Raw genomic sequence first — 25,802 nt, forward strand, 5'->3', positions numbered from 1 at the left:
GATGCCCTGATCGGGGCATTGCAAAACTATTGGCGCAGACGAACGGAAACCGCGATGACACCTGCTGCCCGTGTTCAAGCCTCGATCGAGATTCTCGACGATATTCTTTCCGGCGCCCCGGTTGAGAAGGCATTAACCGGCTGGGCACGGCGCAGCCGGTTTGCGGGTTCAAAAGACCGAGCGGCAATACGCGACCATGTATTCGACGCATTGCGATGCAGGCGATCTTTCGCAGCTTACGGAGGGTCGGAAACAGGTCGCGGTCTGATGATCGGCGCTGTTCGGTCCGCAGAGGGCAATCTTGCGGATGTATTTACTGGCGCGCGTTATGCCCCTGCGCAGGTGACCGAAGCCGAAAAGGGCCGGGCGTTTCAGACCGACGCAGAGCGCCTGGACATTCCAGAATGGCTTTGGCCGTCATTTCAGGCCGCACTGAAAGATGAGGCTGAACCTGCCGCCAATTCACTGCAATCCCGCGCCCCTGTGCATCTGAGAGTAAATCTGGCCAAGGCAGATCTGCCACAGGCCATGCAATCGTTGTCGGATGACGGCATACAAACACATCCTCATCCGGCTTGCGACACTGCACTTGAAGTCACGGAGGGCGCGCGCCGGATTTCTCACAGCCAGGCCTATGCCAATGGGATTGTCGAGCTGCAGGACGCCGCAAGTCAGGCGGTTATTGCGGCGCTGGAATTGCGTCCGGCAATGCGGGTCCTAGATTACTGCGCAGGTGGCGGTGGCAAAACTCTGGCCTTGGCAGCAAGGGCGCAGGACGTTCAGGTCTTTGCTCATGATGCCAATCCAGACCGTATGCGTGACCTGCCGGCGCGTACAAAAAGAGCCGGGGCCGAGGTCACGATACTGACCACTGATCAGGTTGCAGATCAGGCTCCGTTTGATGTGGTATTGATTGATGTACCTTGTTCCGGCAGCGGATCGTGGCGGCGCGCTCCGGCGGGTAAATGGGCACTGACGCCAGATGGGTTGGACACGCTGACACAGACCCAGGCTTCGATCATGAGGAATGCCGCGCCGCTGGTTGCTGAAAAAGGCGTGTTTGTCTATGCGACCTGTTCGATGTTGACCGCCGAAAACGATGGAATTGTTGATGATTTCCTTAGCAGACACCCAAGCTGGCACTGCGGATTTCGCAAAACATGGCTGGTTTCAGAAGGAACCGACGGGTTTTATAGCGCACACTTGACGCGAGATTAGGTAATAAAAAACAACTCTGGGGAGTTTACGTCGCAAAACTATTAAGCGATGATTAACCATTACTGGCCGATAAAGGTCAGAAATTATCATAACCCGAGCTATTTATGTCTAGTGTTTCTGAAGTATTTCCCTACCGTCCAGGTCGATGGGGGATTGATCGCGGGCGCTATGTCTCGCTTGCTCTTATCGCCGTTCTCCTAAGCTCATTGCCCATTTTGGGTGTCCTGCCGCCTCAGTTGAACGCGGGGGTCTCAGCAGTTGGCTTGTCGTTTCTCGTGGTGGTGGCCGTCGCGCTGCTACGTGCCAGGATTGCTACGTTGATCCAGGCGCAAACTTATGCAGCACTATCGACCTTTCTGGAACAGGAACCCGACGCCTGTGTCATTACCGATATTGCCGGTGAGATTCAGCTGGTAAATTCACACGCCAAGGCCCGTTTGGTAAAGAACACAGGAACGCGCCTCGATGAATGTCTCGGATCCGTGTTCGCAAATCCGTCCGCCGTTCTGCTGCGATTGCAGTCGCTTGCTCAGGTAACAGGCACTGCCGAGGAAGACATTGTTACGCGAGGACAATCAGTACCAGTTTCCGTTTCAAAGATAAGTAATGACCGTTTTTGTTGGCGCTTTAGGCTGGGTGCGCCGCGATTGTGGCGTAACGTTCAACTGCCCGTCGTGACGGTCGGGAGAAATGAAATTGTCCTTGATGCCAACGAAGCGGCGATTGAGTTGTTTGGTCAGATCCCGACAGTGTTGAATCAAATTCCTCAGGCCGATAACGAAGAGAGTAAAAATATCATTCGGGTCGGTGCGACTGATGCCGAAAGGGCGTACGAGATTTCAACCCTAAGGCACAGCGGGATTGCGCGTGAATTGCTTTTGACGCCGGTTTGCGAGGCAGAAGTAACCGAGCAGAGAGCGTCGTTCGCCGACCTGCCGGTTCCGATCATGCGTTTGTCTCCGCACGGTGAAATCTGGGAAGCAAACCGGCTCGCTAAGGAACTGGTGGGTGAGATACAGCCGGGCACATCCAATATTGAAGAAATGATGCAGGGGTTGGGCTACCCGATCCGGGACTGGCTGACCCATGCCGCCGAGCAGGGCTCGGCATCGCGGTCGGAAATATTGCGTCTGGCACGAAAAGACAAAGAGGTTTTCGTACAGGTCACACTGTCGCGTATTTTCAGCGATGGTCAGGTCTGCCTGATCGCCGTTCTGAACGATGCGACAGAATTGAAAACGCTGGAGGCGCAATTTGTTCAGGGCCAAAAGATGCAAGCCGTCGGGCAGTTGGCCGGTGGTGTTGCGCATGACTTCAATAATTTGCTGACCGCGATTTCAGGCCACTGTGATCTGCTGCTATTGCGCCACGATCAGAACGACCCGAACTACGGTGATCTTGTGCAGATCAACCAGAACGCTAATCGCGCGGCGGCTCTGGTCAGCCAGTTGCTGGCATTTTCTCGCAAACAGACCCTTCGACCCGAGGTTCTGGATCTGCGCGACACGATTTCCGATCTCATTCATCTGTTGAACCGGTTGGTCGGCGAAAAGGTGCGTCTCACCCTCAGCCATGATCCGGTTCTCAAGCCTGTGTGCGCCGACAAACGCCAGCTCGAGCAGGTGTTGATGAATCTCGTCGTCAATGCGCGCGATGCCATGCCTGAGGGCGGAGAGATTCGGATCGAAACCGAAGTGGTGACGCTGGACCGGCCCATCTCACGCGATCGGGCAACGGTGCAGCCGGGCGAGTATGTGACGGTAAAGGTCATCGACAGCGGTGTCGGCATTCCTGCGGACAAGTTGCAGAAAGTGTTTGAGCCATTTTATACCACGAAGCGCACCGGCGAAGGTACAGGCTTGGGTCTGTCCACTGTCTACGGGATCGTAAAGCAGACCGGCGGTTTTATTTTTGTCGACAGCATTCAGGGCAAGGGAACCGAGTTTACCGTCCTTTTGCCCGTCAGCGCCGCTGTTGAAACGCCCAAGCCGGTTGCTCCGGCAGCTATAGATGAACAGAGCTCGGGGCAGGGAGAAGGCGTTGTTCTTCTGGTCGAAGACGAAGCTCCGGTTCGGGCCTTTGCGACGCGAGCGCTGCGGTTGAAAGGCTACACCGTGCTCGAGGCTGAATCGGCCGAGGATGCTTTGCAATTGCTGGATGATCCAGTCCTTTCGGTGGATGTTTTCGTTACCGATGTGGTCATGCCCGGCATGGACGGCCCGACCTGGGTACGCGAAGCCATGAAGACGCGCCCGGACGTGCGGGTGGTCTTCATGTCAGGTTACACCGAAGGCGCATTTGGCGAAGCAGGTCCCGAGATTGAGAACTCTACCTTCCTGCCGAAGCCTTTCTCGCTGACGCAATTGACCGAAGCGGTGTTTCAGCAGCTGAACTGAGTGTACTATCTTGCGGCCTGATGCAGGGCGAATTCCGCTGTGTGGAGTGACTGAAACTGCCGTTTGGTGTCTGTCGAAAGGTCCATCGGGCGGTCAGGGGAGACATTTTCACGCCGAAGCTCAATGTCGCATTCAAGTCGTTCCCGCAGGAACTCCAATATCTTCTCTTGGTTTTCGTACTTGAAGACATGGGTTGCACCCGCACCATTGCTGCGAGGTAACAGAAAATCGCTCTGACATCCGACATCTGCGAAAGCCGGGCGGGGTCCTTGCATGTATGCGTTCAAAAACGCATCGAAGCTCAGGTTTTGTGTGGAATGCTCGTGGTTGGTCAATTCTGGGCGCGAGCGATACCGATACCAGCTTCCCAGCCAGTCGATGGGCTCGCGGACGATCGCCATCACCTCCATCTCGGTATCGAACATTTTTCGAAACATGGTCTGAAAGAAGCGATCATATCGGCGCATGTTCGCGTGTTTCAGGTCGGTGGGCCCAGATACAACGATATCTGCCCAGTCGCGTAAGGCGGTCTGATAAGCGGTGCTGCCAGTTTTGGGGACGGACAAAAGCGCCAGCCGCTTTTCATAGAAAACAAGCATTTATCTTTTCTCTTCAACGCTTTTTCGTGTCGCAGGTTGTCGTAAACGACTCTTTAACACAATTGTTGAAATGTTGATTGCATAAGTTTTAGTTGAAATGTTCTCTTTTTGGTCCCATAAGGAACAAGAGGCGAACAAAGCAGCGATTGCCGCCCGTCAAAGGGTGTGACAAAAGGGATAGTGACAGGACAATGGCGGATCTTCTGACAATGAGCGACAAGAAAAACGCGGACAAGCAAAAGGCGCTCGACAGCGCGTTGGCACAGATTGAGCGGCAGTTTGGCAAAGGCTCGATCATGAAGCTGGGCGAAGACTCCAAGCAAGATATCGAGGCCAGCTCGACCGGCTCGCTGGGGTTGGACATCGCACTGGGAATTGGTGGTCTGCCGATGGGGCGGATTGTTGAAATTTATGGCCCGGAAAGTTCGGGCAAGACCACGCTGACGCTGCATTGTATTGCGGAACAGCAAAAACGTGGCGGTGTGTGTGCGTTCGTGGACGCAGAACATGCGCTTGACCCGCAATATGCGCGCAAGCTGGGTGTTGATCTGGACGAGCTGCTGATCTCGCAGCCCGATACCGGTGAACAGGCACTTGAGATTACCGATACACTGGTACGCTCGGGCGCGGTGAACATGGTCGTCGTCGACTCGGTTGCGGCGCTGACGCCGAAATCTGAACTCGAGGGCGATATGGGCGACAGCAGCGTCGGTGTTCAGGCCCGGTTGATGAGCCAGGCCATGCGGAAACTGACGGGCTCGATCAGCCGCTCGAAGTGCATGGTGATCTTTATCAACCAGATTCGGATGAAGATCGGCGTGATGTTTGGCAGCCCCGAAACCACGACTGGTGGCAACGCCCTGAAGTTCTACAGCTCGGTTCGTCTGGATATTCGCCGCATCGGCGCGATCAAAGACCGCGATGAAGTTGTTGGCAACCAGACTCGCGTCAAGGTCGTCAAAAACAAGGTGGCGCCGCCGTTCAAGCAGGTGGAATTCGACATCATGTATGGCGAGGGCATCAGCAAAATGGGTGAGTTGCTGGATCTTGGTGTCAAGGCTGGCGTGGTCGAGAAATCGGGATCATGGTTCAGCTATGGGGACGAACGGATCGGGCAGGGGCGTGAGAATGCCAAGCAATACCTGCGCGATAACAGTCGCGCTGCGCTCGAGATCGAAGACAAGATCCGCGCGGCGCACGGTCTGGAATTCGAGATGCCGCCCGAAGCGGAAGAGGATGATATCCTCGAAGCCTAATCAGTTTCTGATGGGAACAGCGGAAATCTTCCGGCGTCCTGATGGTGCCGAGAATATCTGGAACAAGGCGGTCTCATCGGGCCGCCTTGTTTCGTTCAGGCGCGCCTCGCCTGTGGACACTCCGAAGGCGCGCAGCTAAACCTTTGCGGATAAACTGATTGCGCGCTGAGAGAGCCCAAATGCCCACGCTGAACGATATTCGATCGACCTTTCTGAACTATTTTGACAAGCAGGGCCACGAAGTGGTTGCATCCAGCCCGTTGGTGCCGCGTAACGATCCGACACTGATGTTCGTGAACTCGGGCATGGTGCAGTTCAAGAATCTGTTCACTGGCGTTGAAACCCGCGATTATCAGCGTGCCACGACGGCGCAAAAATGCGTACGCGCGGGTGGAAAACACAACGATCTGGACAATGTAGGTTATACCGCGCGCCACCATACGTTTTTTGAAATGCTGGGGAACTTTTCGTTCGGAGACTACTTCAAACCTGAAGCGATCCCCTTTGCGTGGGAACTGATCACCAAAGAATTCGGAATCGACAAGAACCGTCTGCTGGCTACAGTCTATCACACCGATGACGAGGCATTTGAGATCTGGAAAAAGGTCGGCGTTCCCGAGGATCGGATCATCCGTATCGCCACGAATGACAATTTCTGGCAGATGGGTCCAACCGGTCCGTGTGGCCCGTGCACCGAGATATTCTATGACCACGGTGATCACATCTGGGGTGGCCCTCCGGGCTCTGCCGAGGAAGATGGCGACCGGTTCATTGAAATCTGGAACATCGTCTTCATGCAGAACGAACAGTTCGAAGACGGCTCGATGGTGGAACTCGACATGCAGTCGATCGACACCGGCATGGGGCTTGAACGGATAGGTGCCCTGATGCAGGGCAGCCATGACAATTATGACACCGATCTGTTCAAAACCCTGATCGAGGCCTCGGCCGATGTAACCAATGTCGATCCTTATGGGGATCAGAACGTGCACCATCGGGTAATTGCGGATCACTTACGCTCGACTTCGTTCCTGATCGCGGATGGGGTTATGCCATCAAATGACGGGCGTGGATACGTTCTGCGCCGTATCATGCGGCGCGCGATGCGTCATGCGCATCTGTTGGGGGCCAAAGATCCGGTCATGCACCGATTGGTGCCGATATTGGTTCAGTTGATGGGCGCGCAGTACACCGAACTCGGCCAAGCGCAACCGCTGATCGAGGAGACATTGCTGCTGGAAGAAACCCGGTTCAAGCAGACGTTGGATCGTGGTCTGAAACTGCTGGATGATGAAGTCGCCAGCTTGTCCGAAAATGATCCTCTGCCCGGAGATGCGGCGTTCAAGCTGTATGATACATACGGTTTCCCACTTGATCTGACACAGGATGCGCTGCGCGAGAAGGGGCGGACCGTCGATACAGACGGGTTCGACACTGCCATGGCCGAGCAAAAGGCCAAGGCGCGTGCCGCATGGGTCGGATCCGGAGAGTCTGCGGATCAGGTCGTTTGGTTCGATGTGCTGGACTTAGCCGGCGCAACGGATTTTCTGGGTTACGACACTGAGAAAGCCGAAGGTCAGGTAGCCGCTCTGGTGGTTGATGGCGCTTTGGTTGACAAGATCGAACAAGATGGCAGTGGTTGGGTCGTGGTCAATCAGACGCCGTTCTATGGCGAAGCGGGCGGTCAGGTCGGGGACTCGGGTGAAATCCGCCGTCTGGATGAAACTAGGGATGTGGCGCGCGTCGCCGACACCAGAAAGTTCGCCGACGGCAAAATCTATGCACACAAGGTTACGGTCGATCACGGTACGATCTCGAAAGGTGACGCGGTTGGGCTGGAAGTGGATCATGCCCGCCGCACCGCCATTCGCGCGAACCATTCGGCAACGCATCTGCTGCATGAAGCTCTGCGCGAAACGCTGGGGGACCACGTGGCGCAGCGCGGCTCGTTGAACGCGTCGGATCGTTTGCGGTTCGACTTCAGCCATTCCAAGGCTCTGACTCTGGAAGAGATGCAAAAGGTTGAGCGAGAGGTAAACGCGTTCATCCGTCAGAATTCAACGGTCGAGACCCGTATCATGACGCCGGATGACGCGCGCGGTTTGGGTGCGCAAGCCTTGTTTGGCGAGAAGTACGGGGATGAGGTGCGTGTAGTTTCGATGGGCAAAGCGCCCACTGGCAAAGGACAGGACGGTGATACCTGGTCGATCGAGTTGTGCGGCGGTACGCATGTGCGTCAGACCGGCGATATCGGAACCTTTGTCGTGCTTGGTGATAGCGCCAGCAGCGCCGGTGTGCGTCGGATCGAGGCTTTGACCGGTGACGAAGCGTTCAGGTACTTGTCGGCGCAGGATCATCGCCTTGGCGCGCTTGCACTAGAGTTGAAAGCGCAGCCGGATGATGTTGTTGCGCGGGTGAAATCGCTGCTGGATGAGCGCAAAGCTTTGCAGAATGAAGTTGCTCAATTGCGCCGGGATCTGGCAATGGCCGGCGGTGCGGGGCAGGGCGGCGGGTCTGAAACACGCGATGTGAATGGCGTGGCGTTCATTGCACAGGCGCTTACGGGCGTATCCGGGAAGGATTTGCCCGCACTCATAGATGAACACAAAAGCCGATTGGGGACGGGTGCGGTGTTGTTGATAGCGGATACCGGTGGCAAAGCAGCGGTGGCTGCGGGTGTAACACAGGACCTGACGGACACGGTATCGGCGGTGGATCTGGTTCGGGCCGCTGTTGCCGAATTGGGTGGCAAAGGCGGTGGTGGTCGGCCCGATATGGCGCAGGGCGGGGGCAAGGATGCTTCGAACGCGGACGCGGCAATCAAGGCCGCCGAACAGGTATTGGGAGGATAATATGCCTGCTCTCTGGATAGCGCATGTCACAGTGACGGATGCTGAGGCCTATGGAAAGTATGCCGAACTCGCCGGGCCTGCGATCGCTGCGCATGGTGGTGAGTTCATCGCACGGGCCGCGCGATACGTGCAATTGGAAGGCAAAGAACGACCTCGCAATGTGGTTGCCCGCTTCCCGTCGGTCGAGGATGCGGTGGCGTGCTACAATTCTGCCGCTTATCAACAAGCGCTCGACCATGCCCGAGGTGCCAGCGAGCGAGAGCTGGTTGTTGTCGAAATCACAGACTGAGAATCAGGTTGCTTCTGTTTTAGGTGACGAGACAAGGTCGGTCCCTTTGTAAACCTGTCGATCCTTCGACAACATTGGGGCCGGTGTTTGTTATACCCAAAATCACATATTTAGTATTTATTACAATAATTTAGCCTTCAAAGTCTTCAAGCCAAAACGACTTCGGGCGTTGTGATTGTGGCGAACTGCGCCATGATCTTGCGCGGAAATGGTCATGAAAAGTGACGAATTTCCGCCGCTTTTCCTGCTCAATCTCGGAAGCGATTGCGTGAGACCCACGGTTTACGGATATGATCCGATGAACTGATATGGGTCTGAACCACGCTGATCGTATGGATTGAGCAGGACTCGAGGGATCGGCATGACAATAGTAGGCACAAGCATTGACGCCATTTTTAACGGCGCCGCCAAGCTGGGTGGCCAGCTCAGCATGGCTGCATTGGTCGCTGGATCACTCTTAATCGGTACAGAAGCATCCGCAAAAGATGGTGCATTCATTCAAACGATCGCTGCCTCTCCTCCACCTTCAGGGGCGCGGCAGCTTTGCAGACAATATTCCTGGGCCTGCGCGCAGAAGGGTGCAGCTTCGCTTTCCAATACGCAGGAAATGCAACTAGTTAAGCAGATCAACAGGCAGGTAAATGCCTCAACCCGGGCGGTGACGGACCAATCCCAATACAAGACGCGCGAGTTATGGGCGTTGCCCACATCAATGGGTGGTGATTGCGAAGACTTTGCCTTGTTGAAGAAGCGTGACCTGATCAGGGCGGGGATCGACCCTCGGAAGCTGTTGATCGCGACCGTGCTTGATACCCGCAGAAACTCACATGCTGTGTTGGTTTATCGATCAAGCCAAGGTGATCTGGTCTTGGATAATCTGACAAATAGCATCAAACCATGGTCTGCGACACGCTATCTGTTTCTTAGAATGCAAGATCCCAAACAGCCAAGGAAGTGGGTTGGCATATATGGACGAAGCTGACCATTAGAGGGCCGGAATACTTCTTAAAACAGCTCTGAGAATTGTTGGAACGAGGTAATGCGAAAGCGGCATTGCCTCGTTCTGACATTTAGCAGGCAACCATTTGCTCGGTCGCTGCACCAATAGCGTGTTCAGGTGTTGCCTGAATTCGAACCCGGACCTCCCCCTCCAGGGCCAGGCTTCTCACCACCCGGGCCGCCGGTTTTTGGGCCGCCATCGTCTTTTGTCGGGGGTTCAGGATCGGGTTTTGAACCGCCTTTATCGGAAGTTTCACGATCAGGTTCAGACGGGCCGCCAAAGCCGTCATCACGCGATTCATCTGCATGACCGTCGCCCGAGCGGCGTTCACGTGCATTAAGGCTTGCGGTCGGAAGGTCGGTAAGCACAGCGGCGAAACCGGGGCAATCATTTGAAGTTCTCTCGAGGATCTCTTCAAAATCAGAGCGTCGCTGAATGTACTTCAGCATAAGTGTGCTGACAGTGCCGCAGCCGCACAATACGCTTGACGACACGGACTCTTTGGCTGTTTTCGCCGTGCACATGTCGGAAGCCTGCGCAGCGTTCGCCGAGATCAGGGGTAATGTTGCGATAGCAAATGAAACTGACAAAAGTTTGGATTTGATGCGCATTGCGCTACTCCTCAGGTACTCGTTAACTATATTGCCGTATACAAAACCGGCGTCACACTTCGAACACAATTTCCTCTTTCTACTGCCTAGTTTCAAGCAAACTTTTTAACGCGAATCTGTAACCTAGCTCACTCACAAGGTGATTTTCTCATAAAAACAAAAAGAAGACCTGACGTAGCGGCAGGTCTTCTTTGTAGATATCGTTTCCTGTTTGGCGCAAAAATGTCACAAATGCGGCATTGTTTCCAAATCTCGGGCGAATTGACAGTGATCAGGCTGATCTGGACATCCGTTTACGCTCGTGCGGATCAAGATAACGTTTGCGAAGACGGATTGCGTTTGGTGTGACCTCAACAAGTTCGTCGTCGTCAATATAGGCGATGGCTTCTTCCAGAGAGAACTGGATATGAGGCGTGAGCCTAACCGCATCGTCCGAGCCACTGGCGCGCACGTTGGTCAGTTTCTTACCTTTCAGTGGGTTCACCTCTAGATCATTGTCCCGGGAATGTTCGCCGATCACCATGCCTTGATAGACGTCCGTTTGCGGTCCGACAAACATGCGACCCCGCTCTTCCAAGTTCCAAAGCGCATAAGCAACTGCTTGTCCGTTCTCCATCGAGATCAGAACCCCTGCGCGTCGACCGGGGATTTGACCTTTATGAGCCGCCCAGCCATGGAACACGCGGTTCAGAACGCCGGTACCACGGGTATCTGTCAGAAATTCTCCGTGATATCCGATCAGGCCACGTGAGGGCACGTGCGCAATGATCCTGGTCTTGCCAGCACCGGCAGGGCGCATCTCGGCCAACTCGCCTTTGCGCGTGCCTGTGATTTTTTCGATGACGGCGCCCGAGAATTCATCGTCGACGTCGATCGTGACCTCTTCGATCGGCTCAAGACGTTGGCCATCTTCTTCCCGGAACAGAACCTGCGGGCGCGAGATGCTTAGCTCAAATCCTTCGCGGCGCATGTTCTCGATCAGAACACCCATCTGAAGCTCTCCGCGGCCTGCGACCTCGAAAGCCTCGCCGCCGGGCGTGTCGGTGATGCGGATAGCGACGTTCGATTCGGCCTCTTTCATCAGCCGTTCGCGGATGACGCGGGACTGGACCTTTTTGCCGTCGCGTCCGGCCTGTGGGGAATCGTTAATGCCGAAGGTCACCGTGATGGTCGGCGGGTCGATTGGTTGAGCAGGCAGAGCTTCATCCACCTGAGGAGAAACGAGTGAATCAGCCACGGTCGCCTTGCTCATGCCTGCGATGGTGACGATATCGCCTGCCTCGGCAACCTCGATCGGCTGCTGTGCGAGGCCACGGAAAGCCAGAATCTTCGAGGCGCGGAAACTCTCGATCAGCGTGCCGTCGCGGCTGAGTGCCTTGAGGCTGTCACCCGCTTTCAGCGTACCGCTTTCGACACGGCCAGTCAGGATGCGGCCGATGAACGGGTCGCTGCCCAGCGTGGTGGCGAGCATTCGGAAGGGGTCGTCTTTTTGCTCGGCCTGCTTTGGGGCCGGAACATGCTCGACAATCAGATCAAATAGGGCAGAAAGATCCTGCCGCGGACCATCAAGTTCCATATCGGCCCAGCCAGATCGGCCCGAGGCATACATGGCCGGGAAATCCAGCTGATCATCGTCGGCGCCAAGGTTGGCGAACAGATCAAAGCACTCATCCAGCGCGCGATCAGGTTCGGCATCGGGCTTATCGACCTTATTCAGTACGACGATCGGGCGCAGACCCAGCGCCAGAGCTTTGGAGGTCACAAACTTGGTCTGCGGCATGGGACCTTCTGCGGCGTCCACAAGCAGAACAACCCCATCCACCATGCTAAGAATACGTTCAACTTCGCCGCCAAAATCGGCGTGGCCGGGGGTGTCGACGATGTTGACCCTCGTACCTTTCCATTCGACCGAAGTCGCTTTGGCTAGAATGGTGATGCCACGTTCACGTTCCAAATCGTTGCTGTCCATGGCGCGTTCAGCAACAGCCTGATTTTCCCGGAACGCGCCGGATTGTTTGAGCAGCTCATCCACCAGGGTCGTCTTGCCGTGGTCCACGTGAGCGATGATTGCGATATTGCGCAGGTCCATGAGAGGTCAGCCTTTGAACGGGAAGTTGCCGCGCGCATAACGCGGCGCGACAAAATATACCAGCCCTAACCGCCGCTCAGTGACCTGCAGTTGCAGAAAACAGGTGGATGACAAGGATACCGCCAAGAATCATGGCCAGACCCAGAACCGCTGGCCAATCGAGTCGCTGACCGAAGACCAGAAACCCGATCAGCGCGATTAGGGCGATCCCAAGGCCAGACCAGATCGCATAGACAATACCGACCGGCATGACCTTGAGCGTAAGAGCCATAAGGTAAAAAGCGAAACCATAGCCAATCACAACCAGAACCGATGGCCAGAAGCGGGTGAACTGATGACTTGCCTGCAACGCTGTGGTGCCGATGGTTTCAGCGATGACTGCCAATAGCAGGATCAGATAGGTCTTGGGCACGAGAGTGGTCTTTCCGAAATGTCGCGGAAGATTGAGCATATTTGCCAGCGTTCGGGCAAGCGAATTCGGGTAGCTCAGGCCGACGCTGTATCTTTACCAAAGGTCAGGTAAACCTGACTATTCTGAATTTGCCATTTGTGTTAGCTGGTTTACAGATTTTAGTTTGTTTTTAACGAGTTTGATAAAATGACTGCTTTTGCAAAATCCGTCGTTATCGTTTCGATATTGATTGTGGCGTTAGGGTGGCTTGCAGACGGGGGGTCCGTCGACATTGATGCAGCCCAGAATGTTGATAGGTTATCGGGTTTTCCAGTTTAAGCGCCGATCGGACGATATCCGCGAAAAGGAGCCTTCGGGCTCCTTTTCTTTGTTGTCGGGCGCTGTTCCGGGGATGGCAATCACTGCTTTTCGATTGCCTTAACCTTCGAGCGATGCTCGGTCAGTTTTTTCACTACAAACTGCCGAGCCTTGCGTTCCGCCAACCTGACCCGGATTTCGGTCAGAAACGCTTCTTCCAGTGATTGTGACGCCGCCCCGAGGACTTCGCCAACTTCAACAAAGAATCGGTCCTCACCAGTCTCATCCATAACCTTCATCGTGTCCTCAGCCAGTCTGGCGGCGAGGGAGGTGATGGTGTCAGACATTAGCGCGTATTCTCGGTCAGGCGGCGTTTTACATAATCCGTCACATCGGTCATCAGCGTGTCCATGTGGCGGTCCTGGAAAAAGTGATCGGCGCCCTCGACCTCATTATGAGTAATAGTGATCCCCTTTTGCTCGTGCAGCTTCCCAACCAGTGACGTGGTGTCTGCCGGTGGGGCAACGCGGTCAGACGACCCGTTGATGATCAGACCCGAAGACGGGCAGGGCGCAAGGAACGAAAAATCATACATATTCGCAGGCGGTGAGACGCTGATGAATCCGGTGATTTCCGGTCGACGCATCAATAGCTGCATACCGATCCAGGCGCCGAACGAGAATCCTGCGACCCAGCAGTGCTTGGAATTGTTGTTCATCGATTGCAGATAGTCCAGCGCCGAGGCGGCATCGCTCAGTTCGCCTATGCCCTGATCATATTCACCTTGGCTGCGGCCCACGCCGCGAAAGTTAAAGCGCAGAACTGTGAAGCCCATGTTGTAGAAGGCATAGTGAAGGTTATAGACCACCTTATTGTTCATGGTCCCGCCAAATTGTGGGTGCGGATGCAGCACGATTGCGATCGGTGCGTCTTTTTCCTTTTGCGGGTGGTAGCGGCCTTCCAGGCGGCCTTCGGGTCCGGGAAAAATCACCTCGGGCATGTGTGCATTGGTCCTGTTTTTTGACGCGTCGGCCCTGAGATTATCTTGACGGTAATCATCAGGTACCTTAGAACGGTTCTAATTACATTGTGTCGCATGAAAGCGCTGTCAGTGGGAGATACGCACTGGCTGCGGCGGCGTCAATGTTTTCGCGCAGTTCTTGCCTAGAGGGAATAATATGAAGCTGTCGACCAAAGGCCGCTATGCGATGGTTGCACTTGCGGATATTGCGTTACAATCCTCTGACAAGTTGGTCACGTTAGGCGAAATATCTGAGCGTCAGGATATTTCTTTACCGTATCTAGAGCAGCTTTTCGTCAAGTTGCGCCGGGCTGATTTGGTCAGTTCAGTACGAGGGCCGGGTGGGGGATATCGTTTGGCCCGCCCTGCATCCGAAATTCGTGTAGTTGAAATACTGGCAGCCGTTGATGAGACAGTGGATGCAATGCACAAGGGTGCCGGTGCCTCGGGTGCATCGTCTGGCAGTCGGGCGCAGTCACTGACCAATCGACTTTGGGAAAGCCTCAGCGCGACCGTTTATGTATTCCTGCATCAGACGCGATTGTCGGATGTGATCCGAAATGATCTGGCGCCGTGTCCGGCTGTGCCCAATCTGTTTGCGGTCGTGGACGACTAAGCTAATGAAGTGCTGGACTGCTCTGCAAAAACTTATGCTGAAAAAGATACATCTATGAAACGGGTTTATCTCGACCATAACGCGACAGCCCCTCTGGGGCCCGAAGCTCGGGCCGCGATGAGCGCGGCGATGGATCTGGTCGGAAATCCGTCTTCGGTTCATGCCGAAGGACGCGCAGCAAAAGCGGTTGTTGAAAACGCTCGCGCGCAAATTGCAACCGCCTTTGGCGCGGACGGCGCCGACATTATATTCACCTCGGGTGCGACCGAGGCCGCAGCATTGGCCATGGCGGGGCGCGACCTACAGGGCGCGGCAATTGAACATGACGCGGTAAGAGCTTGGACAAGCGAGGTTTTACCGACTTCAACTGAAGGGCGTATTGCGGTTTCACAGGCGTCTCAATCGACCCTTCAACTGGCAAACTCGGAAACCGGGATTGTTCAGGCTTTGCCGTCTGGTCTGGCGGTAACTGATACAACTCAGGCCTTTGGCAAGTTGCCGATCGCGTTCAACTGGCTAGGTGCTGAGATGGCGTTGATCTCCGCGCACAAGATTGGCGGACCAAAAGGGATCGGAGCGTTGGTGATGAAACGCGGCACCGATCTTGCCGCACAGATCAAGGGCGGCGGACAGGAAATGGGGCGTCGTTCAGGTACGGAAAATGTCATTGGAATCGTAGGGTTCGGGGCAGCAGCTCAAGCAGCGTCCAAGGCATTGGCCGATGGTGTTTGGGAAAAAGTGAGCGAACTTAGAAATATTCTAGAAGACGCTCTTGAGGCCGGTTCGAAAGCTACTATTTTTGTCGGGAAAGATCAGGAGCGGCTTCCTAACACCTCGTGCTTTGTCACTCCGGGTTGGAAGGGAGAAACCCAGGTCATGCAGATGGATTTATCAGGGTTCGCGATCAGTGCGGGCTCGGCCTGTTCCAGTGGCAAGGTGCGCGCAAGTGCCGTGTTGACAGCCATGGGGTTTGATGGCCAGACGGCGGCCAACGCAATCCGTGTATCGCTGGGGCCGGAAACAACGGAAGAAGATGTGCTGCGTTTCGCGGAAACGTGGCTAGAAAAAGAGAAAAAGCATCGCGCGCGTGCCGCGTGATCTGACGGAGGGTGTCAAATGGCCGCTTTGGACCAGACCCAGGTAAAAGAAGGTGTCGATCAGGAAACCGTGGATGCGGTGCGCGAGGCCGGAACCTATAAGTATGGCTGGGAAACCGAAATCGAGATGGAATATGCGCCCAAGGGCGTGAATCCAGACATCGTGCGCCTGATCTCGGACAAGAACCAAGAGCCCGAGTGGATGACGGAGTGGCGCCTGAGCGCGTTTGAACGCTGGACCAAGATGGACGAGCCCAAATGGGCCATGGTCAGCTATCCCGAGATCGATTTTCAGGATCAGTATTACTATGCCCGCCCGAAATCGATGGAAGAAAAGCCAAAATCTCTGGACGACGTGGACCCCAAGCTACTGGCTACTTACGAAAAGCTGGGTATCCCGCTGAAAGAGCAGAAAATTCTTGCTGGTGTCGAAGGTGCTGAAACTGCCCCTGCCGAAGGGCGAAAAGTTGCGGTGGATGCGGTGTTTGACTCGGTTTCGGTCGGGACCACCTTTCAGGCAGAGCTCAAGAAAGCTGGTGTTATCTTCTGCTCAATTTCCGAGGCGATCCGGGAGCATCCCGAACTGGTGAAGAAATATCTTGGCACCGTCGTTCCAGCGTCCGACAATTTCTATGCTACACTGAACTCGGCCGTGTTCTCGGACGGCTCGTTCGTTTACGTGCCCCCAGGCGTCCGCTGCCCGATGGAGTTGAGTACCTACTTCCGAATCAACGCCGAAAATACCGGCCAGTTTGAACGCACTCTGATCATCGCTGACAAGGGCTCGTATGTGTCCTATCTGGAGGGTTGTACTGCCCCGCAGCGCGACACGACCCAGTTGCACGCTGCCGTTGTTGAAATCATCATCGAAGAAGATGCTGAGGTGAAGTACTCGACCGTTCAGAACTGGTATCCTGGTGATGAGAACGGCAAGGGCGGTATTTACAACTTTGTGACCAAGCGCGCCGATTGCCGTGGTGACCGTTCCAAAGTGATGTGGACCCAGGTGGAAACCGGTTCGGCCGTGACGTGGAAGTATCCTTCCTGCATCCTTCGAGGCGATGATAGCCAGGGAGAGTTCTATTCGATCGCCATCGCCAATAACTATCAGCAAGCTGATACCGGCACGAAGATGGTGCATCTGGGCAAGAATACCAAATCTAGGATCGTGTCGAAGGGCATCAGTGCGGGTAAAGCGCAGAACACTTATCGCGGATTGGTTTCGATGCACCCTAAAGCCAAGGACAGCCGCAACTATACTCAGTGCGACAGCCTGCTGATTGGCGATAAATGCGGGGCGCATACGGTTCCGTACATCGAGGTCAGGAACAACTCATCTCGGGTCGAACATGAGGCGACGACCTCAAAGGTAGATGATGATCAACTGTTCTATTGCCGCCAACGCGGGATGGACGAAGAAGAAGCTGTGGCGCTGGTTGTGAATGGATTCTGCAAGGATGTGCTGCAGGCATTGCCGATGGAATTTGCCATGGAGGCGCAGCAGCTTGTGGCGATCAGTCTTGAAGGATCAGTGGGCTGATGACGCCAAAACCACGCCAGCGTTTCCGGAAGGATGATGTGTTGACCGTGCTCGGTTATGCACTGCCGGTGCTTGGCGGCTTGTTGGGGGTTGCTTATGTCAACACCAACTACATGGATTTCATTAACCCGGTTTGGGCAGTGGGCGGTGGTGCACTGCTTGGTTGGATCATCGCCCGGGTGATCCGCAAAACGCTGGGATAGGAACTTATCGGGGCTGAAAATATGCCCCCTTGCGATACGCAAAAGGACAAAAAATGCTGGAAATCAAAAACCTGCACGTCAAACTTGAGGAAGAAGACAAGCAAATCCTGAAAGGCGTCGACCTGACAGTCGAGGCTGGCAAGGTGCACGCGATCATGGGGCCGAACGGTTCGGGTAAATCGACGCTCAGCTACGTGCTGTCGGGGCGTGATGGCTATGAGGTGACCGAGGGTACAGCATCGCTCGACGGTGCGGACCTGCTTGAAATGGAGCCCGAAGAACGTGCGGCTGCAGGCGTGTTTCTGGCGTTCCAATACCCAGTAGAAATTCCGGGTGTGGGCAATATGATTTTCCTGCGCACCGCAGTGAACGCACAACGAAAAGCGCGCGGTCAGGATGAACTGTCGGCGACGGACTTCCTGAAAGAAGTACGCGCCAAAGCCAAGGCGTTGAAAATCGACGCCGAAATGTTGAAGCGCCCGGTCAATGTGGGCTTTTCGGGCGGTGAGAAAAAGCGCAACGAAATTCTGCAGATGGCCATGCTGGAACCAAAGATGTGCATCCTGGACGAGACGGATTCGGGCCTTGATGTGGATGCAATGAAACTGGTTGCGGAAGGCGTGAATGCCTTGCGGGATGAGCAGCGCGGATTTCTTGTGATTACGCACTATCAGCGCCTGCTGGATCACATCAAGCCAGACGTGGTTCATATCATGGCCGAGGGTCGCATTGTGAAATCGGGCGGTCCGGAACTGGCATTGGAAGTAGAACATAACGGCTATGCCGACATTCTGGCCGAGGTGAACTGATGGCTTTGCCCCAAGCAAAACAAACAGCGACCGAAGAAAGGTTGGCCGTGCTGCGTATGCCGGATGCGGGTTGTACGCGAAAGGCGCGTGAGGCTGCGCTTGAGCGCCTGCGCCAGATGGGTCTGCCTGGCCGGCGCGATGAGTATTGGAAATACACTCGACCCGATACACTGATCTCGGCCGATGCGCTGCCTGCGGCTTTGTTCGTGAATGACGAGTCGCCCATGTTTGACGAATTCGACCGGCTGAAGATCGTTTTCATTGACGGTGTATTCAGCCCCGAAGAGTCAGATGAGTTGTCTTTGGAAGGCGTTTCCATCGACCGGCTGGAAGACATCTGCTGCAAAGATATCCATTGGGCTAAAGAGTTATATGGTGTTCTTGAAGCGAATGGTCAGAATCCGGTGCCACGACCTCTGGCAGCGTTGAATACGGCGTTTGCCTCGGATGGTGTTGCGATTCACGTCACTGGCAAACCGTCAAAACCGATCAGCCTGATCTACCGCCACGCCTCGGAAACTTCGGACGCAATTCTGCATCATGTCATACGCGTGGAAAGCGGGGCCGAGGTAACCATTCTTGAAAACGGTCCAGCCGCATCACGCTTCAACAAATGTATGGAGATTGATATCGCTGATGGTGGAACGCTTCATCATGTGCGCGCGCAAGGTCGTGATCATCAGCGTCGTGCAGCCACGCATATGTTCACCCGTATGGGGCACGAGTCGGTCTACAAATCGTTTACTCTCACCGTGAACGGCGTGCTGACACGGAACGAACAGGTGGTTGAGCTGACTGGCGATGATGCGGTAGCCCATGTTGCGGGTGCTTGTGTGGGCGATGGTGAGTTCCACCACGATGACACGGTATTCGTTACGCATGACGCGGTGAACTGCGAAAGCCGTCAGGTGTTCAAGAAGGTGTTGCGCAACGGCGCAACCGGTGTGTTCCAGGGCAAAATTCTGGTGAAGGAAGGTGCGCAGAAAACGGATGGCTATCAGATTAGCCAATCCCTGTTGCTGGATGGCGACAGCCAGTTTCTCGCCAAGCCCGAACTGGAAATCTACGCCGATGATGTGGCCTGCTCACATGGATCAACGTCTGGCGCGATAGACGAAACAGCCATGTTTTATCTGCGCTCACGTGGGATTCCAACCCGTGAGGCGACCGATATGCTGACGCTGGCTTTTCTGGCCGAAGCCGTACAGGAGATCGAGGATGAAGCTCTGGCCGATGTGATCGTCGCTCGTTTGCAAGATTGGCTGGCACGCCGCCGCTGATGCCTGTCACCACAGATATCGTGGCCACGTATCGTGGGCCGGGGCGTGTTGTGCGTCGCTTGCTGGATATGGGTCCACGTGAAGATCGGGCGCTGGCATTTGTGATGGCATTCTGTGTCGTAGGCTTTATTGCGCAACTCCCAAGTCTTGCGCGTCGCGCCCATCTTGAAGGGCTGGAACTGAACATGCTGATGGGTGGGGCCTTGTTAGGCTCAGTCTTCATCTTGCCGCTGTTTTTCTATCTTCTGGCGTGGCTTACCCATCTTGTGGCCCGGATGTTTGGTGGTGCTGGAACCAGTTATGGGGCGCGGCTCGCTCTGTTCTGGGCGCTTTTGGCTTCGACGCCATTGGTGCTTTTGAACGGTTTGGTGGCCGGTTTCATCGGCCCGGGCCCGGCGCAAACACTGGCCGGGCTGTTATGGGTTGCGATTTTCGTCTGGTTCTGGTTGTCCGGGTTAAGACAATCGCAAAAGGCCATCAAATGAGTTCCGCAGTGCTGTTGAATATGGTGATCCTGACCCTGCGAGATCCAGCAGAGGCTGCTCGGCGGCTACTGGCCATGCGCCTTGGGGCGGATGTGTTGTGGTTGGCCTTCTTTCTTGCGGTCATTCTGAATGCGATGGTTCAGTCAGCGTCGGGCTTTGTCCTGCCTTTAATAAGCCCGGATGTTCAGCAGCTTGCCGAACCGTTGTCGAGAACGCTGTTCGTTTCCGTCGCGGCGATTCTGATCAGTGTTATGACTTTCCTGCTTGTCGGACGGACGTTGGGTGGCACCGGAACGTTCAATGACATCATGACTCTGATTGTATGGCTGCAAATCCTGCAAATTGTGGGGCAGGCGATCGTGTTAGTTCTGGTCGCAATCGTTCCGTTCCTGTTTCTACCGGCAAGCCTCGCAATGTTGGCACTGAGCCTCTATATCACCCTTCATTTCCTTAATGAGGCACATCGTTTTGCATCGCTGGGAAAATCGTTTCTGGTGATCCTGTTGTCTGCCCTTGTGGCCATCCCGTTTGTTCTTTGGCTGTCCCCAAGCGGGCCTGTATAGGGAAGTCTTTTCCATGTATGACGTTCAGAAAATCCGCGCCGACTTTCCGATCCTGTCGCGTCAGGTTAATGGTAAGCCATTGACTTATCTTGATAATGGGGCTTCTGCGCAGAAGCCACAGGCGGTGATCGATGCGGTCACGCAGGCCTATGCGCATGAATACTCGAACGTTCATCGCGGGCTCCACTACCTGTCAAATCTCGCGACCGAGAAATACGAGTCTGTCCGCGGCACCGTTGCGCGGTTTCTGGGCGTGCCGAACGAGGATGAGATCGTCCTGAACTCGGGCACGACCGAAGGGATCAATCTTGTCGCCTACGGCTGGGCGATGTCAAATCTTCAGGCTGGGGATGAGATTGTCCTCAGCGTGATGGAGCACCATGCAAACATAGTACCGTGGCACTTTCTTCGCGAACGGCAGGGCGTAATTCTGAAATGGGTCGATGTGGATTCAACCGGCCATTTGGCCCCTCAGGCCGTGATTGATGCAATTGGCCCGAAGACGAAACTGGTTGCGGTAACCCATTGTTCCAACGTGTTGGGCACAGTTGTCGACGTCAAAGCGATCGTGCAAGGCGCTCAAGCCAAAGGCGTTCCGGTTCTGGTCGACGGAAGTCAGGGCGCGGTGCATATGCCGGTCAACGTCAATGAAATTGGCTGTGACTTCTACGCCATCACCGGGCACAAACTTTATGGTCCGTCCGGGTCTGGCGCGATCTATATCAAGTCAGAGCGTATGGCCGAGATGCGCCCCTTTATCGGTGGCGGCGATATGATCAAAGAGGTTTCTAAAGATCAGGTGGTCTATAATGATCCTCCGATGAAGTTTGAGGCCGGAACGCCAGGCATTGTGCAGACCATCGGTATGGGCGTTGCTCTGGATTACATGATGGACCTCGGCATGGAGAACATAGCAGCACACGAAGCGCGCTTGCGCGATTATACTGTGCAGCGCCTCAACGGATTGAATTGGCTGCAGGTTCAGGGAACGACGGCAAACAAGGCTGCAATCTTCAGCTTTACGCTGGATGGGGCGGGGCATGCCCATGACGTTTCAACCATTCTGGACAAGAAAGGTGTCGCCGTACGTGCCGGCCACCATTGTGCCGGGCCGCTGATGGATCACCTGGGCGTCACCGCCACCTGCCGCGCCAGCTTTGGGCTTTATAACACGACCGAAGAAGTCGATACTCTGATTGATGCACTGGAACTGGCCCACGATCTGTTTGCCTGATCGTAGTGCGGATTTGCAGTTGCACCCGGATTGGAACGAGGATAGCTAACGGCCAAGGCACCTGTAGCTCAGCTGGATAGAGCGCTGCCCTCCGAAGGCAGAGGCCAGAGGTTCGAATCCTCTCAGGTGCGCCAATTCACGATTTTGGTAGTCATAAGGCGCGGTGTTTACGGTGCACAGATTGGTGACCTTCAGGCAAAACAAAACCCCCGCCAGAATTATCCGATGGGGGTAGCTTAGCAGTACTGGAAGGAAAGCTTGTTCAGCCGCGCCATGTACGGATTACACCGCAATCCATGTGTACGAAATTCGAGCCATAATATTGGCCAACACCGCCAGCGCGACAGGACATTGCTGCCTTTGCCATTTGCGAGACCGAGCGTGACGACAGTCGAAGATCCGCGGCTTGACCCTTCATATGGAGTGAATTTTTCGCAACACCCCGCGAGCGCCTGCGCAACATTGCGTTGGTTTGTGGTGAGCGGTAGCCCGAAAGCAGCATATAAGGCTCGCTGACGTCCAGCATGTTGTGTGCGGCTGCCATGATATCGATGGTGCGAAGGTCCATGTCCTTGACCTGATCGCTGCGCCAGTCACGCATGAATTGATTGACCTCTTTCACCGCGCCTTTGATGTACTTGCCATCAACCCAGTAAACCATGTCGATACGTTCACCGGTGCGGCCCGAATACATACGGATACGGCGGATGTCGCCACCGCCGCGTAGAAATCCGGCTGCTTTGGAATATGTCGGTGCTGCTACAACTGCGGTTGCCGCGAATGCGCCCAATAGGGCACGCCGGGTCATGCCCGATGTACTGCTCTTGGTCATTTCTTGTTTCGTCCCGTACTGTTCCTGCCTGCACACGATGTTACGCGCGCGATCTTAATTTTTTCCCATCCCAGATGTGGGATTTATTGCACAGTCAGAATCAACAGCCAAGAAATCTTTGGTCGCAGGGTGTTCAAGGGGGAATTTTCGGCAGTTTTTTGCGCAACTGATGCAAGTATGCTTGCTTTTGGCGCAGTTAGCGCCGTGGCGATGCAAACGCGCACCACGGGTAGAAGAAGCGGTCAAGTGATGAATTTGTGAATAGACATCTGACGCGCAGCAAAACATTATTTTCGGACGCCTGCTAAAAGGTGGTAAAGTCATTGAATAATCAAGGTCATCACATGACGTTTGTTACCCGTGCCCGTTCCAGTGTTTTTATTGCCGCGTTTCTGGCTGCCTCTGCCTCATTTGTGCAGGCCGGAACAAACGGGACGGCGTTTCAGATGGCTGTGGCTGAAAGCGCGACGTCCAGCCCGGCGGTGGCCGAGTTCTATCGCGAGAACGGGTTCGATGCTCTTTGGGTCGGTGACACCCCGGAACATGCGGCGCGGCGCACGGCTTTGATCAAGGCGTTGTCATCGACCGAGTTGCATGGTTTGCCGGGCGGGCGCTACGATATCCAGACGTTGATATCTAACATGCAAAAGGCTCGCACCACGCGCGACCTCGGGTTGCTCGAAGCCGAGCTGACACTTGTTTTCATAAAATTTGCCAGTGACTTACAATCCGGTTCTGTGCGCCCTTCGCAAATCGACGAGGGGCTGGTGCGTACGGTAGAACGGCGTTCAGCCACTGAGCATCTTGAATTGCTCACCGCAAGCAAGGGCGATGGCTATTTCAGGGAACTGATGCCGCAATCGCGGCAGTATCGTGCTTTGCTGAAACAGAAAAAGGTGCTGGAAACCCTGATGGTGCAAGGTGGTTGGGGGGAAACCGTTCCTGTCACCAAGCTCGAACGCGGAGATTCAGGGGCGAACGTCATCAAGCTGCGCAATCGACTTGTTGCGATGGGTTTTCTGAGGCCCACAGCGAGCCCAGCCTATGACGATTCATTGACCGCCGCAGTTCAGTCCTTTCAAACTGCACACGGGCTTGAGCCGGATGGCGTTGCAGGAAATGGCACAATAACCGAGATCAACCGGCCAGTTTCAGATCGCTTGAAAGCAGTTTACGTGGCGCTCGAACGAGAACGCTGGCTGCCCGAAAAGCGTGGTGAGCGGCACATTCTGGTGAATCAGGCCGATTTTTCGGCAAAAATCGTCGATGAGGGGCGGGTCACATTCGAGACCCGCGCGGTGATTGGCAAGAACACTCATGACCGCCGCAGCCCCGAATTCTCGGACGAGATGGAGCATATGGTGATCAACCCGAGCTGGTATGTTCCGCGCTCGATCATCACCAAAGAGTATCTGCCGAAATTACGGGCCAATCCGAACGCCGTCGGACATATCCAGATCACGGATCGAAGGGGGCGGCAGGTCAATCGCGGTGCCGTTGATTTCAATCAGTTCACTGCGCGGAACTTCCCGTTCTCCATGCGTCAGCCGCCGAGCAAAAGCAATGCGCTGGGTCTGGTGAAGTTCATGTTCCCTAATAAGTACAACATCTATCTGCATGATACTCCTCAGAAAACTCTGTTCGCGCGTGAGGTGCGGGCGTTTTCTCATGGGTGTATCAGGTTGGCGCAACCGTTTGAATTTGCATATGCGTTGCTTGCCCGTCAGGAGGAGGATCCAAAAGCATTCTTCCACCGCGTACTTAACACAGGGAAAGAGACTAAGGTAAATCTGGACAAACCGGTACCGGTGCACCTGATTTATCGCACTGCCTATATCGGCCCCAAAGGAGAGGTTCAGTACCGCCGCGACGTTTATGACCGGGATCGCAAGATCTGGGAGGCATTGCAAAAGGCAGGGGTGGTCCTGCCGGACGTTCAGGGGTAATCACGGGGCTAATCCCGCCACGAGGAAGCCTGACATGCAGCTCACCGTACAGCAAATCGCCGAAGCGCTTGGTGCCCAGGCCGAGGGCCAGACAGGCCTGACCATTCTGCGCGCAGCCGAACCCGGGGATGCGGGGCCAACAGATCTTGCGATGGCGATGTCACCCAAATACGCCGAGGCCCTGACAAATGGCGCAGCGCGGGCGGCGGTTCTGTGGGACGGGGCGGACTGGAAGGCACTGGGGCTTGAGGCCGCAATCTTTATTCAGCGCCCGCGAATGGCGATGGCAGGGATCACATCAATGCTGGATCGGGGGCAGGGGGTTGCGCCAGGCGTTCACCCCTCTGCTGTGATTGATGAAACTGCCGAGATCGGGCCGAATGTGTCAATTGGTCCGCTCGCGGTCATAGGCGCGCGGGCGAAAATCGGAGCAGGTTCGATCATCGGGGCGCATTGCGTAATCGGCATGGACGCCGCGCTGGGTGAGAATGCCCTTCTGCGCGAAATGGTGAGCATTGGTGCGCGGGCACAAATCGGTGATCGTTTCATTGCGCAACCCGGGGCCCGTATCGGTGGGGACGGGTTCAGCTATGTCACACCCGAGGTTTCTGGCGCCGAGAATGCGCGGAAATCACTAGGAGATCAGGGGGACGCCAAGGCGCAAAGCTGGCTGCGCATCCATTCGCTCGGCGCGGTCGAGATCGGCGATGACGTCGAAGTCGGCTCGAATTGCACAATCGATAACGGCACAATACGCAATACGGTGATCGGCAGCGGGTCAAAGCTGGATAACCTCGTGCATGTTGGTCACAATACGCGCGTAGGGCAGGATTGCCTGCTGTGTGGCCAGACCGGCGTGTCCGGCTCGGTTGAGATCGGCAACAATGTTGTGTTGGGCGGTCAAACTGGTGTGGTCGATAATATTTTCATCGGAGATGGTGTGGTTTCCGGTGGTGGTACCAAAATTCTATCCAATGTTCCGGCGGGTCGTGTGATAATGGGATATCCGGGGATCAAAATGGAAAGTCACACCGATATCTATAAAGCGCAACGACGACTGCCCCGATTATCGCGCGACGTCGAGGCATTGAAAAAGGCGGTTTTCAAACAGCCTTCAAGCGATTAAGTCATGCCCAACGCGACAATCAGGGGATTGA

24 protein-coding genes and 1 tRNA gene are annotated in these 25,802 nt (G+C 55.2%); 18 read left to right on the forward strand and 7 right to left on the reverse strand.

The features are described from left to right. Positions 1-54: 54 nt before the first annotated feature. Entirely contained in the window at positions 55-1,218 is a 1,164-nt protein-coding gene (locus BLU89_RS03520; protein WP_074734492.1) for an RsmB/NOP family class I SAM-dependent RNA methyltransferase, read from the forward strand. A 104-nt stretch (positions 1,219-1,322) separates the two neighbouring features. Then, complete coding sequence (locus BLU89_RS03525) at positions 1,323-3,614, forward strand: hybrid sensor histidine kinase/response regulator (protein WP_074734494.1); 2,292 nt, start codon at positions 1,323-1,325, stop codon at positions 3,612-3,614. Between the two features lie 5 nt (positions 3,615-3,619). Here the strand turns inward: BLU89_RS03525 and BLU89_RS03530 are convergent, their stop codons facing one another. Beyond that, entirely contained in the window at positions 3,620-4,213 is a 594-nt protein-coding gene (locus BLU89_RS03530) for a sulfotransferase family 2 domain-containing protein (protein ID WP_074734495.1), read from the reverse strand. Positions 4,214-4,404: 191 nt separating this feature from the next. On the opposite strand from BLU89_RS03530, the gene recA reads away from it, so the two are divergent. The 4 genes from recA to BLU89_RS03550 all read left to right on the forward strand — a co-directional run bounded on the left by recA (position 4,405) and on the right by BLU89_RS03550 (position 9,592). Beyond that, entirely contained in the window at positions 4,405-5,469 is a 1,065-nt protein-coding gene (gene recA, locus BLU89_RS03535) for a recombinase RecA (RefSeq protein ID WP_074734497.1), read from the forward strand. A 179-nt stretch (positions 5,470-5,648) separates the two neighbouring features. Next, positions 5,649-8,321: an alanine--tRNA ligase gene (alaS, locus tag BLU89_RS03540; RefSeq protein WP_074734499.1), complete on the forward strand. Its 2,673-nt coding sequence runs from the start codon at positions 5,649-5,651 to the stop codon at positions 8,319-8,321. Between the two features lies 1 nt (position 8,322). Then, complete coding sequence (locus BLU89_RS03545) at positions 8,323-8,610, forward strand: DUF1330 domain-containing protein (RefSeq protein ID WP_074734500.1); 288 nt, start codon at positions 8,323-8,325, stop codon at positions 8,608-8,610. 361 nt (positions 8,611-8,971) lie between these two features. After that, positions 8,972-9,592: a transglutaminase-like cysteine peptidase gene (locus BLU89_RS03550; RefSeq protein ID WP_074734502.1), complete on the forward strand. Its 621-nt coding sequence runs from the start codon at positions 8,972-8,974 to the stop codon at positions 9,590-9,592. A gap of 88 nt (positions 9,593-9,680) precedes the next feature. Here BLU89_RS03550 and BLU89_RS03555 read toward each other — a convergent pair whose 3' ends face one another. From BLU89_RS03555 to BLU89_RS03580, 5 genes are all read right to left on the reverse strand, one after another. After that, positions 9,681-10,001 carry a hypothetical protein gene (locus BLU89_RS03555; protein WP_143030511.1) on the reverse strand — a complete coding sequence of 107 codons (321 nt, stop codon included), beginning with the start codon at positions 9,999-10,001 and terminating at the stop codon, positions 9,681-9,683. Positions 10,002-10,492: 491 nt separating this feature from the next. Further along, entirely contained in the window at positions 10,493-12,310 is a 1,818-nt protein-coding gene (gene typA / locus BLU89_RS03565; RefSeq protein WP_074734506.1) for a translational GTPase TypA, read from the reverse strand. A gap of 76 nt (positions 12,311-12,386) precedes the next feature. After that, a complete protein-coding gene (locus tag BLU89_RS03570; RefSeq protein ID WP_083347706.1) occupies positions 12,387-12,722 on the reverse strand; it encodes a DMT family transporter in 336 nt (111 codons plus the stop codon). A 398-nt stretch (positions 12,723-13,120) separates the two neighbouring features. Further along, complete coding sequence (locus tag BLU89_RS03575; RefSeq protein ID WP_074734509.1) at positions 13,121-13,366, reverse strand: hypothetical protein; 246 nt, start codon at positions 13,364-13,366, stop codon at positions 13,121-13,123. Beyond that, entirely contained in the window at positions 13,366-14,019 is a 654-nt protein-coding gene (locus BLU89_RS03580; protein ID WP_074734511.1) for an alpha/beta hydrolase, read from the reverse strand. Before BLU89_RS03580 ends, BLU89_RS03575 begins: the two co-directional genes overlap by 1 nt. Positions 14,020-14,197: 178 nt before the next feature. On the opposite strand from BLU89_RS03580, the gene iscR reads away from it, so the two are divergent. From iscR to BLU89_RS03630, 10 genes are all read left to right on the forward strand, one after another. Continuing rightward, positions 14,198-14,656 carry a Fe-S cluster assembly transcriptional regulator IscR gene (iscR, locus tag BLU89_RS03585; RefSeq protein ID WP_074734512.1) on the forward strand — a complete coding sequence of 153 codons (459 nt, stop codon included), beginning with the start codon at positions 14,198-14,200 and terminating at the stop codon, positions 14,654-14,656. A 54-nt stretch (positions 14,657-14,710) separates the two neighbouring features. Further along, a complete protein-coding gene (locus BLU89_RS03590; protein ID WP_074734514.1) occupies positions 14,711-15,754 on the forward strand; it encodes a cysteine desulfurase family protein in 1,044 nt (347 codons plus the stop codon). Between the two features lie 18 nt (positions 15,755-15,772). After that, positions 15,773-17,293: a Fe-S cluster assembly protein SufB gene (sufB, locus tag BLU89_RS03595; RefSeq protein WP_074734515.1), complete on the forward strand. Its 1,521-nt coding sequence runs from the start codon at positions 15,773-15,775 to the stop codon at positions 17,291-17,293. Between the two features lie 41 nt (positions 17,294-17,334). Next, positions 17,335-17,496: a hypothetical protein gene (locus BLU89_RS03600; protein ID WP_245709654.1), complete on the forward strand. Its 162-nt coding sequence runs from the start codon at positions 17,335-17,337 to the stop codon at positions 17,494-17,496. Between the two features lie 53 nt (positions 17,497-17,549). Beyond that, on the forward strand, positions 17,550-18,305 hold the full coding sequence (gene sufC, locus BLU89_RS03605; RefSeq protein WP_074734518.1) for a Fe-S cluster assembly ATPase SufC: 756 nt from the start codon (positions 17,550-17,552) through the stop codon (positions 18,303-18,305). Then, positions 18,305-19,585, forward strand: a complete 1,281-nt coding sequence (sufD, locus tag BLU89_RS03610) for a Fe-S cluster assembly protein SufD (RefSeq protein ID WP_074734520.1) — start codon at positions 18,305-18,307, stop codon at positions 19,583-19,585. The genes sufC and sufD overlap by 1 nt, the downstream gene beginning before the upstream one ends. Further along, positions 19,585-20,070 (forward strand): YIP1 family protein, encoded by a 486-nt coding sequence (locus BLU89_RS03615; RefSeq protein WP_074734521.1) that lies wholly within the window; start codon positions 19,585-19,587, stop codon positions 20,068-20,070. The genes sufD and BLU89_RS03615 overlap by 1 nt, the downstream gene beginning before the upstream one ends. After that, positions 20,067-20,633 carry a Yip1 family protein gene (locus BLU89_RS03620; RefSeq protein ID WP_074734523.1) on the forward strand — a complete coding sequence of 189 codons (567 nt, stop codon included), beginning with the start codon at positions 20,067-20,069 and terminating at the stop codon, positions 20,631-20,633. Before BLU89_RS03615 ends, BLU89_RS03620 begins: the two co-directional genes overlap by 4 nt. Positions 20,634-20,646: 13 nt before the next feature. Beyond that, the gene (locus tag BLU89_RS03625) at positions 20,647-21,867 is read left to right on the forward strand and encodes a cysteine desulfurase (protein ID WP_074734524.1); all 1,221 of its coding nucleotides are present in this window, start codon (positions 20,647-20,649) and stop codon (positions 21,865-21,867) included. 57 nt (positions 21,868-21,924) lie between these two features. Beyond that, positions 21,925-22,001 (forward strand) — tRNA-Arg (locus tag BLU89_RS03630). 128 nt (positions 22,002-22,129) lie between these two features. Here BLU89_RS03630 and mepK read toward each other — a convergent pair. Further along, a complete protein-coding gene (mepK, locus tag BLU89_RS03635; protein ID WP_074734526.1) occupies positions 22,130-22,699 on the reverse strand; it encodes a peptidoglycan L,D-endopeptidase MepK in 570 nt (189 codons plus the stop codon). A gap of 344 nt (positions 22,700-23,043) precedes the next feature. Here mepK and BLU89_RS03640 point away from each other — a divergent pair, with 344 nt between their 5' ends. Further along, positions 23,044-24,645: a L,D-transpeptidase family protein gene (locus tag BLU89_RS03640; RefSeq protein WP_074734528.1), complete on the forward strand. Its 1,602-nt coding sequence runs from the start codon at positions 23,044-23,046 to the stop codon at positions 24,643-24,645. 34 nt (positions 24,646-24,679) lie between these two features. Then, positions 24,680-25,771: a UDP-3-O-(3-hydroxymyristoyl)glucosamine N-acyltransferase gene (gene lpxD / locus BLU89_RS03645; RefSeq protein ID WP_074734529.1), complete on the forward strand. Its 1,092-nt coding sequence runs from the start codon at positions 24,680-24,682 to the stop codon at positions 25,769-25,771. Positions 25,772-25,802: the final 31 nt, after the last annotated feature.

Origin of the sequence: Ruegeria halocynthiae, assembly GCF_900106805.1 — a bacterium.
Lineage (GTDB): Bacteria > Pseudomonadota > Alphaproteobacteria > Rhodobacterales > Rhodobacteraceae > Ruegeria > Ruegeria halocynthiae.

What these genes read in the sequence shown, in the direction of transcription:
- iscR (WP_074734512.1), top strand. Translation starts at nt 14,198, where the DNA reads ATGAAGCTGTCGACCAAAGGCCGCTATGCGATGGTTGCACTTGCGGAT.
- BLU89_RS03625 (WP_074734524.1), top strand. Translation starts at nt 20,647, where the DNA reads ATGTATGACGTTCAGAAAATCCGCGCCGACTTTCCGATCCTGTCGCGT.
- alaS (WP_074734499.1), top strand. Translation starts at nt 5,649, where the DNA reads ATGCCCACGCTGAACGATATTCGATCGACCTTTCTGAACTATTTTGAC.
- BLU89_RS03640 (WP_074734528.1), top strand. Translation starts at nt 23,044, where the DNA reads ATGACGTTTGTTACCCGTGCCCGTTCCAGTGTTTTTATTGCCGCGTTT.
- sufC (WP_074734518.1), top strand. Translation starts at nt 17,550, where the DNA reads ATGCTGGAAATCAAAAACCTGCACGTCAAACTTGAGGAAGAAGACAAG.
- BLU89_RS03590 (WP_074734514.1), top strand. Translation starts at nt 14,711, where the DNA reads ATGAAACGGGTTTATCTCGACCATAACGCGACAGCCCCTCTGGGGCCC.
- BLU89_RS03550 (WP_074734502.1), top strand. Translation starts at nt 8,972, where the DNA reads ATGACAATAGTAGGCACAAGCATTGACGCCATTTTTAACGGCGCCGCC.
- BLU89_RS03545 (WP_074734500.1), top strand. Translation starts at nt 8,323, where the DNA reads ATGCCTGCTCTCTGGATAGCGCATGTCACAGTGACGGATGCTGAGGCC.
- typA (WP_074734506.1), bottom strand. Translation starts at nt 12,310, where the DNA reads ATGGACCTGCGCAATATCGCAATCATCGCTCACGTGGACCACGGCAAG.
- BLU89_RS03580 (WP_074734511.1), bottom strand. Translation starts at nt 14,019, where the DNA reads ATGCCCGAGGTGATTTTTCCCGGACCCGAAGGCCGCCTGGAAGGCCGC.
- BLU89_RS03520 (WP_074734492.1), top strand. Translation starts at nt 55, where the DNA reads ATGACACCTGCTGCCCGTGTTCAAGCCTCGATCGAGATTCTCGACGAT.
- BLU89_RS03525 (WP_074734494.1), top strand. Translation starts at nt 1,323, where the DNA reads ATGTCTAGTGTTTCTGAAGTATTTCCCTACCGTCCAGGTCGATGGGGG.
- recA (WP_074734497.1), top strand. Translation starts at nt 4,405, where the DNA reads ATGGCGGATCTTCTGACAATGAGCGACAAGAAAAACGCGGACAAGCAA.
- mepK (WP_074734526.1), bottom strand. Translation starts at nt 22,699, where the DNA reads ATGACCAAGAGCAGTACATCGGGCATGACCCGGCGTGCCCTATTGGGC.
- BLU89_RS03620 (WP_074734523.1), top strand. Translation starts at nt 20,067, where the DNA reads ATGAGTTCCGCAGTGCTGTTGAATATGGTGATCCTGACCCTGCGAGAT.
- BLU89_RS03615 (WP_074734521.1), top strand. Translation starts at nt 19,585, where the DNA reads ATGCCTGTCACCACAGATATCGTGGCCACGTATCGTGGGCCGGGGCGT.
- lpxD (WP_074734529.1), top strand. Translation starts at nt 24,680, where the DNA reads ATGCAGCTCACCGTACAGCAAATCGCCGAAGCGCTTGGTGCCCAGGCC.
- sufD (WP_074734520.1), top strand. Translation starts at nt 18,305, where the DNA reads ATGGCTTTGCCCCAAGCAAAACAAACAGCGACCGAAGAAAGGTTGGCC.
- BLU89_RS03555 (WP_143030511.1), bottom strand. Translation starts at nt 10,001, where the DNA reads ATGATTGCCCCGGTTTCGCCGCTGTGCTTACCGACCTTCCGACCGCAA.
- BLU89_RS03575 (WP_074734509.1), bottom strand. Translation starts at nt 13,366, where the DNA reads ATGTCTGACACCATCACCTCCCTCGCCGCCAGACTGGCTGAGGACACG.
- sufB (WP_074734515.1), top strand. Translation starts at nt 15,773, where the DNA reads ATGGCCGCTTTGGACCAGACCCAGGTAAAAGAAGGTGTCGATCAGGAA.
- BLU89_RS03530 (WP_074734495.1), bottom strand. Translation starts at nt 4,213, where the DNA reads ATGCTTGTTTTCTATGAAAAGCGGCTGGCGCTTTTGTCCGTCCCCAAA.